Below are 5,943 nucleotides of genomic sequence, written 5' to 3'. Positions count from 1 at the left end.
TCGCCGAGCCCGCCGGGGCCGTGGCACGCGGGCTGGCGCGGGGCCGCGCGCCCCGTCCGGCCGAACTCCCGCCGGGGCTGCTCAGCTGAGGCGCCGCCCGGCCGGCAGGAGCGTTCCGCTGAGCGGAACGCGCGTAGAGCCGGCGGGGCGGCAGGCGGCACAGTGGGTGCCGTGCCGGAGGAACGGCACCCCGCTCCGGGGGGAGTACACGGGGCGGGCGGACACCGCCCAGCGGAACACCACTCAGCGAAACATCACACAGGGGGACCCCCCATGCGCCGCACCGCCAGGATCGCCCCCGCCGCACTGTTCGCGCTCGGCAGCCTCGCCGCCTTCGCGGGCACCGCACAGGCCGAGCCGATCGACTACGTCCGGATCGAACTGCTGGAGCTGACCTGCCACCAGCAGAGCGAGGGCGACCACGACGAGGCCTACATCAAGATCACCGACGCCAACGGCAACCAGGTCAAGGTGTGGCCCGGCAGCGCCAAGTACCAGACGATGGGCCCCGGTTACGTACGCTCGCTGACCGACGCGAACGGCAACGCGGCGCTCGTCCTGGGCAAGCAGCAGGCTCGCACCCTGACGGTGTGGGACTACGACTCGACCAGCTCGGACGACAAGCTCGGCGCCACCCTGGTCACGGGCAGCGAGTTCGGCGGCGAGGTCCAGTACCGCTCGGTCGAGGGCTCCGGCGGCGTGTACACCGTCGCGTACCGGGTCATCGACATCTGAGGTGCCGCCCGCGGCGCCGGCCGTGCCACCCCCGCGGGTGGGACGGCCGGCGCCGCGCGCGCCGCGCCTACGGCCGTCCGCTCCGGTCCCGGGGCGCCGGCTCGGGGATGAAGCCGGAGGCGTGGAAGTAGCGGATGTAGCGGTCCAGCAGCCCGGCGTCGACCGGCGGGCAGACAAGTCCGCTGCCGGCCAGGTCGCGCTCGATCCGGTCCCGGCCCAGCTCGGGGAAGTACGTGGTCGCGCACATCTCTTCGAGGGTGAGGTCGCCGCCGGCCGCGAGCGTGGTGAAGCGGGGCGCGAACGGCGTGAAGGGGTGTCCGGGCCGGTCGGCGAGATGGGCGGTCATCGCCTGCGTCCACGCGCGGTAGGGGACGGTGTCGATGCGGTGCCCGTGCACCCGCAGCCGCTCGACCAGGTCCTCCAGCAGCGCTTCGCGGGGGTTGGTGAGATGGTACGTCTGCCCCTGCGCCTCCTGGTGCAGGGCGAGGTGGACGATGGCGGCGGCCGCGTGGTCCACGGGGACGAAGTTCAGCGCCACCGGCAGGTCGGGGGCCAGGCCCATCTCGCAGACCAGCCGGAACAGTTCGCACAGGGCGGCCCCGCTGTCCCAGACGTGGCTGCGCGTGTCGCCGGTGATCTCGTGCGGACGGTACACGGCGGCGGGCAGGCCGGCGAGCGCGGCCTTGCGGAGCAGCTGCTCGGCGACCCACTTGCTCTCGGTGTACCCCATGGACAGCAGCTCGACGTGGTCGAGCGGGGTGTCCTCCTCGACCCGGCGGACGCCGGCGGCGCCGAAGCCGTGCACGACGCCGATGGTGGAGACGAAGTGCACCGGGACCGCGCGGGCGGCCGCGAGCGCGATCACCTCGGCCGTGCCGTCCACGTTGGCCGGCCGCAACTGCTCGTACGGATAGAGGAAGTTGACGTCCGCCCCGCAGTGGTGGACGACGTCCACGAGGCCGGCCAGATCGGCGTACGCGGCCTCGCCGAGCCCGAGCCGGGGCGCGGCCAGGTCCCCGAGGTGGATGCGGATGCGCTCGTGCGGCAGCCGGCGCTCGATGCCGTGGCGGGCCTGGGCCCGGGCCAGGCGCACGCGGGCGTGCTCCTCGTCGTGGCCGCGGACCAGCAGGTGGATCTCGGCGCCGGTGCGGTCGAGGAGTTCACGCAGCAGGTGGGCGCCGAGGAAGCCGGTGGCGCCGGTCAGCAGGACGTGCCGGGGCCGCTGCCAGCCGGGCCGGGGTTCGGCGGTCGTCAGCACGGGCGGGACCGGGCGGTCGAGGTCGGGCAGCCAGCGGTCGGCGGCGGCCGGCCGGGAGGTGGCCGGCAGGCCCCGGACGGTGGCCTCGACGGCCGCCGTGAAGGCCTTGCGGCTGGGCTGCATGAGGAGTTCCCCGACCAGCCGGTAGCTGTGGGAGCCGCCGATCGACAGGGCGTCCTGGACCAGGCGGACGAGGGTGGAGGCGGTCAGGGAGTTGCCGCCGCGCGCGAAGAAGTCGTCGTCCCCGCCCGCGTCGTCCCCGTCCGCGTCGTCCGCTGCCCCCTGGGGCAGGGTGTCGGCCCAGATCCGGGCGACCACCTCGGCGACGGTGGCCCCAGCGGCGTGGTCCACCGCGGCGGCTGCGGCCGGGGCGGCCGCCTCGGCCGGGGCCGGCGCGAGGAGCGCGGCCCGGTCCACCTTGCCGTTGGCGGCCAGCGGCAGCTGCTCCAGCACGGTGATGTGGGCCGGGACCATGAAGGCCGGCAGCCGGGCGGCCAGATGGGCGCGCAGGTCCTGGGCGGTGGGGCGGGGGCCTGCGCCGTCCGGGCCGGTGGCGGCGTAGAGGGCCAGGGAGCGGGTGGCGCCGTCCTCGCGGGGCAGCACCACGCAGTCGGTGACGGCCGGGTGCGCGGCGAGCGCGTCGGTGATCTCGCCGAGCTCGATGCGGAAGCCCCGCACCTTGACCTGGTCGTCGCGGCGGCCGCAGAACTCCAGCAGCCCGTCGGGCAGTTGCCGGACGAAGTCTCCGGTGCGGTACACGCGGACGGCCTCGCCGCCGGCGTCCCGGTCGGGAGTGTCGAGGGTGTCGAGGGTGACGAAGCGGCGGGCACTCTCGGCCGCGTTGTTCAGGTACCCGGCGGCCACGGCCGGGCCGCCTATGCAGAGTTCGCCCTCCTCCCCCGGCCCGGCCTCGGTGCCGTCCTCGCGCAGGACCAGGCAGAGGGTGTCGGAGATCGCGCGGCCGATGGGCACCCCGGTGGCACCGGCCGGCACGTGCTCCACCTGGTGGGCCGTCGCCACACAGGCCGCCTCCGTGGGCCCGTAGGCGTTGACGAGATGGTCGGGGCGGCCGAGCTCCAGCACCCGGCGGGCCGCGTCGGGCCGCAGCGCCTCCCCGCCGGTCAGGACGTAGCGCAGGCCGGCGAAGGTCTCCGGCCGTTCCTGGGCGATGTGGTGGAAGACGCTCGTGGTCGCGAACATCACGCTGATGCGCTGGGCGCCCAGGAACTCGTGCAGGGCGTACGGGGCCAGCAGGAGGGTGGAGTCGGCGGGCACCAGGCAGGCGCCGTTCAGCAGGGCGGGCCACATCTCCAGGACGGAGGCGTCGAAGGAGAGCGTGGCGGCGTGCAGCACCCGGTCGGTGGGCCGGACGTCCAGGAAGCCGTTGTCGACGGCGAGGCGGACCAGTCCGCGCCGGGGCACCGCGACCGCCTTGGGGCGGCCGGTGGTGCCCGAGGTGAACATGACGTACGCGGGCGTGTCGACGTCTTCGCCGGTGCCGTCCGGTCCCCCGGGGAACGGCCCCGCCCCGGCGGGCCCGGCGGCGGACCCGGCCTGGAGCACCTGCTCGTAGTCCCAGGTCGGAACCGGTGCGGCGGCCGAGGCGGCGCCGGGCAGCCGGACCACCGCGACGGCGGCCCCGTCCTGGAGCATGCCGGCCGCGCGGGCGGCGGGCAGGCTCTGGTCGAGCGGGAGGTAGGCCGCCCCCGCGCACACCACGCCGAGCAGCGCCACGCACGCCTCCGCGCTGCGGGAGCCGGCCACGGCGACGACCGTGCCCGGCGCCGCGCCCAGCGCCCGTACCCCGGCGGCGAACCGGGTGACCTGGCGGGCGAGTTCCGCGTACGTGTACCGCCGGCCGCCCGGTACGTCGATCGCGAGCCGCTCGGCGTGCTCCTGGGCCCGTGCGAGGAACAACTCGCCCAGGGGCCGCCCGTACGCCTCACGCCCCGCCGGGGCCGCCGAGGCCGCCGGCTGCGCCACCATCCCGTCCACCACCATGGAACCCGCCCTCTCCCACCACGTAACAAAACGAGCACTCTCTTTTGTATGAGCCTAGCCAGCCGTCGGTCCGGGTGGCCCGGACCGACGGGATCCGGACGCCGGAGGCGGGAAAACGGCGTGAAGTCGATGGTGCGAGGCCGGGGGTGAGGGGCGGACGGACGGGAGAGGACGGACCGCGCGGGCCAAGAGAGGGGCGGGGGGCGGCGGCAGGGCCGGGACCGGAGACGGGGGCGCTGGGGCAGACGGGGGCAAAGCCCGCGGCAGGGGCGGAGCCCAGGGCGCAGGCAGGGCCGGAGGCCACGGCACGAGCGCGGGCAGCGGCGGGGACGGGGGCGAGGGAACAGGCGGTGTGCGAGCTGCGGATCACCGGGCCGGTGCTGCGCGGCCGGGTCGCGCTGGCCTGGCGTACTGACGGACCGGCCGGGCCGGCGGCGCGCACGCTGCTGGAGCTGCTGCGGGAGGCCCTGCCTGCGGTGGAGCCGGGCCCGCCGGCGGAGACCGCCGCGACCGACCGGCCGTGACAGGACGGCGGACGGCTGGCAGGATCTCGCCCATGCCACTCGTACTGCCCCCGATCAGCAGGCGCCGCGCGCTGCGGGGTCTGCTCGCCGCGCTGGTCGCGCTCGGGCTGCTGGTCTGGTGGCTGTGGCCGTTCGGGGAGCCGGCGCTGGGCGGCCGGCTGACCTTCAGCACGGGCGTGCCCACCGGGGTCTACCACCGCTACGGCGGCCTGCTGCGGCAGGAGCTGAACCGGGACATGCCCGGCGTGGACGTCCGCCTGGTACCCAGCGAGGGCTCGCAGCAGAACCTGGAGCGGGTGGCCCGCGGCGAGGCCGACGTCACGATCGCGACAGCCGACGCGGTGGCCAAGTACCAGCTGGACAGGAAGCCGGGCGCGGAGCGGCTGCGCGGGGTCGCCCGGCTCTACGACGACTACGTACAGCTGGTGGTGCCGGCGGCCTCGCCGGTCCACTCGGCGGCGGACCTGCGGGGCAAGCGGGTCGCGGTCGGGCAGCCGGGGTCGGGCGTACGGCTGATCTCGGACCGGCTGCTGGCGGCGGCCAAGCTGGACCCGGTGCGGGACGTGACACCGGTGTCGATCGGCATCGACACGATGCCGGCGGAGCTGGAGGCCGGGCGGATCGACGCGTTCTTCTGGTCCGGCGGACTGCCCACCAACGCGGTGCGCGAGCTGTCGGAGCGCTTCGAGATCCGGCTGGTGCCGCTGGGGGACCTGGTTCCGGCCATGCAGGGCGGTGGCAGCCTGACGCACTACTACCGCGCGGCGGTGATGCCGCAGGACGCGTACGCCCGGGCCCGCAACACCTCGGCGGTGGCCACACTGGCCGTGCCGAACCTGCTGGTGACGACCGACCGGACGGGCGCGGACCTCGCCGAACGGTTCACGCGGACGGTGATCCTGAGCCGGGACGGCATCGGCCACGAGGTGCACGCGGCGCAGCTGGTGGACCTGCGTACGGCGATCTACACGGACCCGCTGGAACTGCACCGGGGCGCGGCCCGGTACTACCGCTCCGTCAAGCCGTAGGCCTGGCGGCGGGCGGCAGGGGGACGACGGCACTCACACACGGCGCGATCGGCACCGGGCTGCCGCCGGGTCCGCCCGGCAGCGCGGACGGGGGCAGGGTGCCTCCGGCGGGCCGACGCGGCCCAGCGACCTGGTGCCCCGGTAGCAGGCCCGGCGACGAGCGGCAGGGAGACGACGGCACCCACGCACGGCGCGATCGGCACCGGGCCGCCGCCAGGTCCGCCCGGCAGCGCGGACGGGGACGCGGATGCCTCCGGCGGACCGACGCGGCCCCGCGGCCTGGTGGCCCGGTAGCAGGCCTGGCGACGAGCGGCAGGGAGACGACGGCACCCACGCACGGCGCGATCCGCACCGGGCTGCCGCCAGGTCCGCCCGGCAGCGCGGACGGGGGCACGGG

Annotated in this window: 4 protein-coding genes; 3 read left to right on the top strand and 1 reads right to left on the bottom strand. The window is 75.9% G+C overall.

Features of this window, described 5'->3' with window-relative positions:
• Positions 1 to 273 precede the first annotated feature (273 nt).
• Positions 274 to 735 carry a hypothetical protein gene (locus GPJ59_RS32380; RefSeq protein ID WP_219671487.1) on the top strand — a complete coding sequence of 154 codons (462 nt, stop codon included), beginning with the start codon at positions 274 to 276 and terminating at the stop codon, positions 733 to 735.
• A 67-nt stretch (positions 736 to 802) separates the two neighbouring features.
• Here GPJ59_RS32380 and GPJ59_RS32375 read toward each other — a convergent pair whose 3' ends face one another.
• Positions 803 to 3,994: an amino acid adenylation domain-containing protein gene (locus GPJ59_RS32375; protein ID WP_219671486.1), complete on the bottom strand. Its 3,192-nt coding sequence runs from the start codon at positions 3,992 to 3,994 to the stop codon at positions 803 to 805.
• A gap of 350 nt (positions 3,995 to 4,344) precedes the next feature.
• On the opposite strand from GPJ59_RS32375, the gene GPJ59_RS32370 reads away from it, so the two are divergent.
• Positions 4,345 to 4,518 (top strand): hypothetical protein, encoded by a 174-nt coding sequence (locus tag GPJ59_RS32370; RefSeq protein WP_308120606.1) that lies wholly within the window; start codon positions 4,345 to 4,347, stop codon positions 4,516 to 4,518.
• Positions 4,519 to 4,550: 32 nt separating this feature from the next.
• A complete protein-coding gene (locus tag GPJ59_RS32365; RefSeq protein ID WP_219671485.1) occupies positions 4,551 to 5,546 on the top strand; it encodes a TAXI family TRAP transporter solute-binding subunit in 996 nt (331 codons plus the stop codon).
• Positions 5,547 to 5,943 lie beyond the last annotated feature (397 nt).

It is taken from the genome of Streptomyces bambusae (genome assembly GCF_019400985.1).
Classification (GTDB): Bacteria; Actinomycetota; Actinomycetes; order Streptomycetales; family Streptomycetaceae; genus Streptomyces; species Streptomyces bambusae_A.
The sequence above is the reverse complement of the archived record's forward strand: the minus strand, read 5'-3'. Positions and strand labels throughout refer to the sequence as shown.

Excerpts from the sequence above, each read along its gene's own strand:
- GPJ59_RS32365 (WP_219671485.1), top strand. The coding sequence starts at position 4,551 with ATGCCACTCGTACTGCCCCCGATCAGCAGGCGCCGCGCGCTGCGGGGT.
- GPJ59_RS32380 (WP_219671487.1), top strand. The coding sequence starts at position 274 with ATGCGCCGCACCGCCAGGATCGCCCCCGCCGCACTGTTCGCGCTCGGC.
- GPJ59_RS32375 (WP_219671486.1), bottom strand. The coding sequence starts at position 3,994 with ATGGTGGTGGACGGGATGGTGGCGCAGCCGGCGGCCTCGGCGGCCCCG.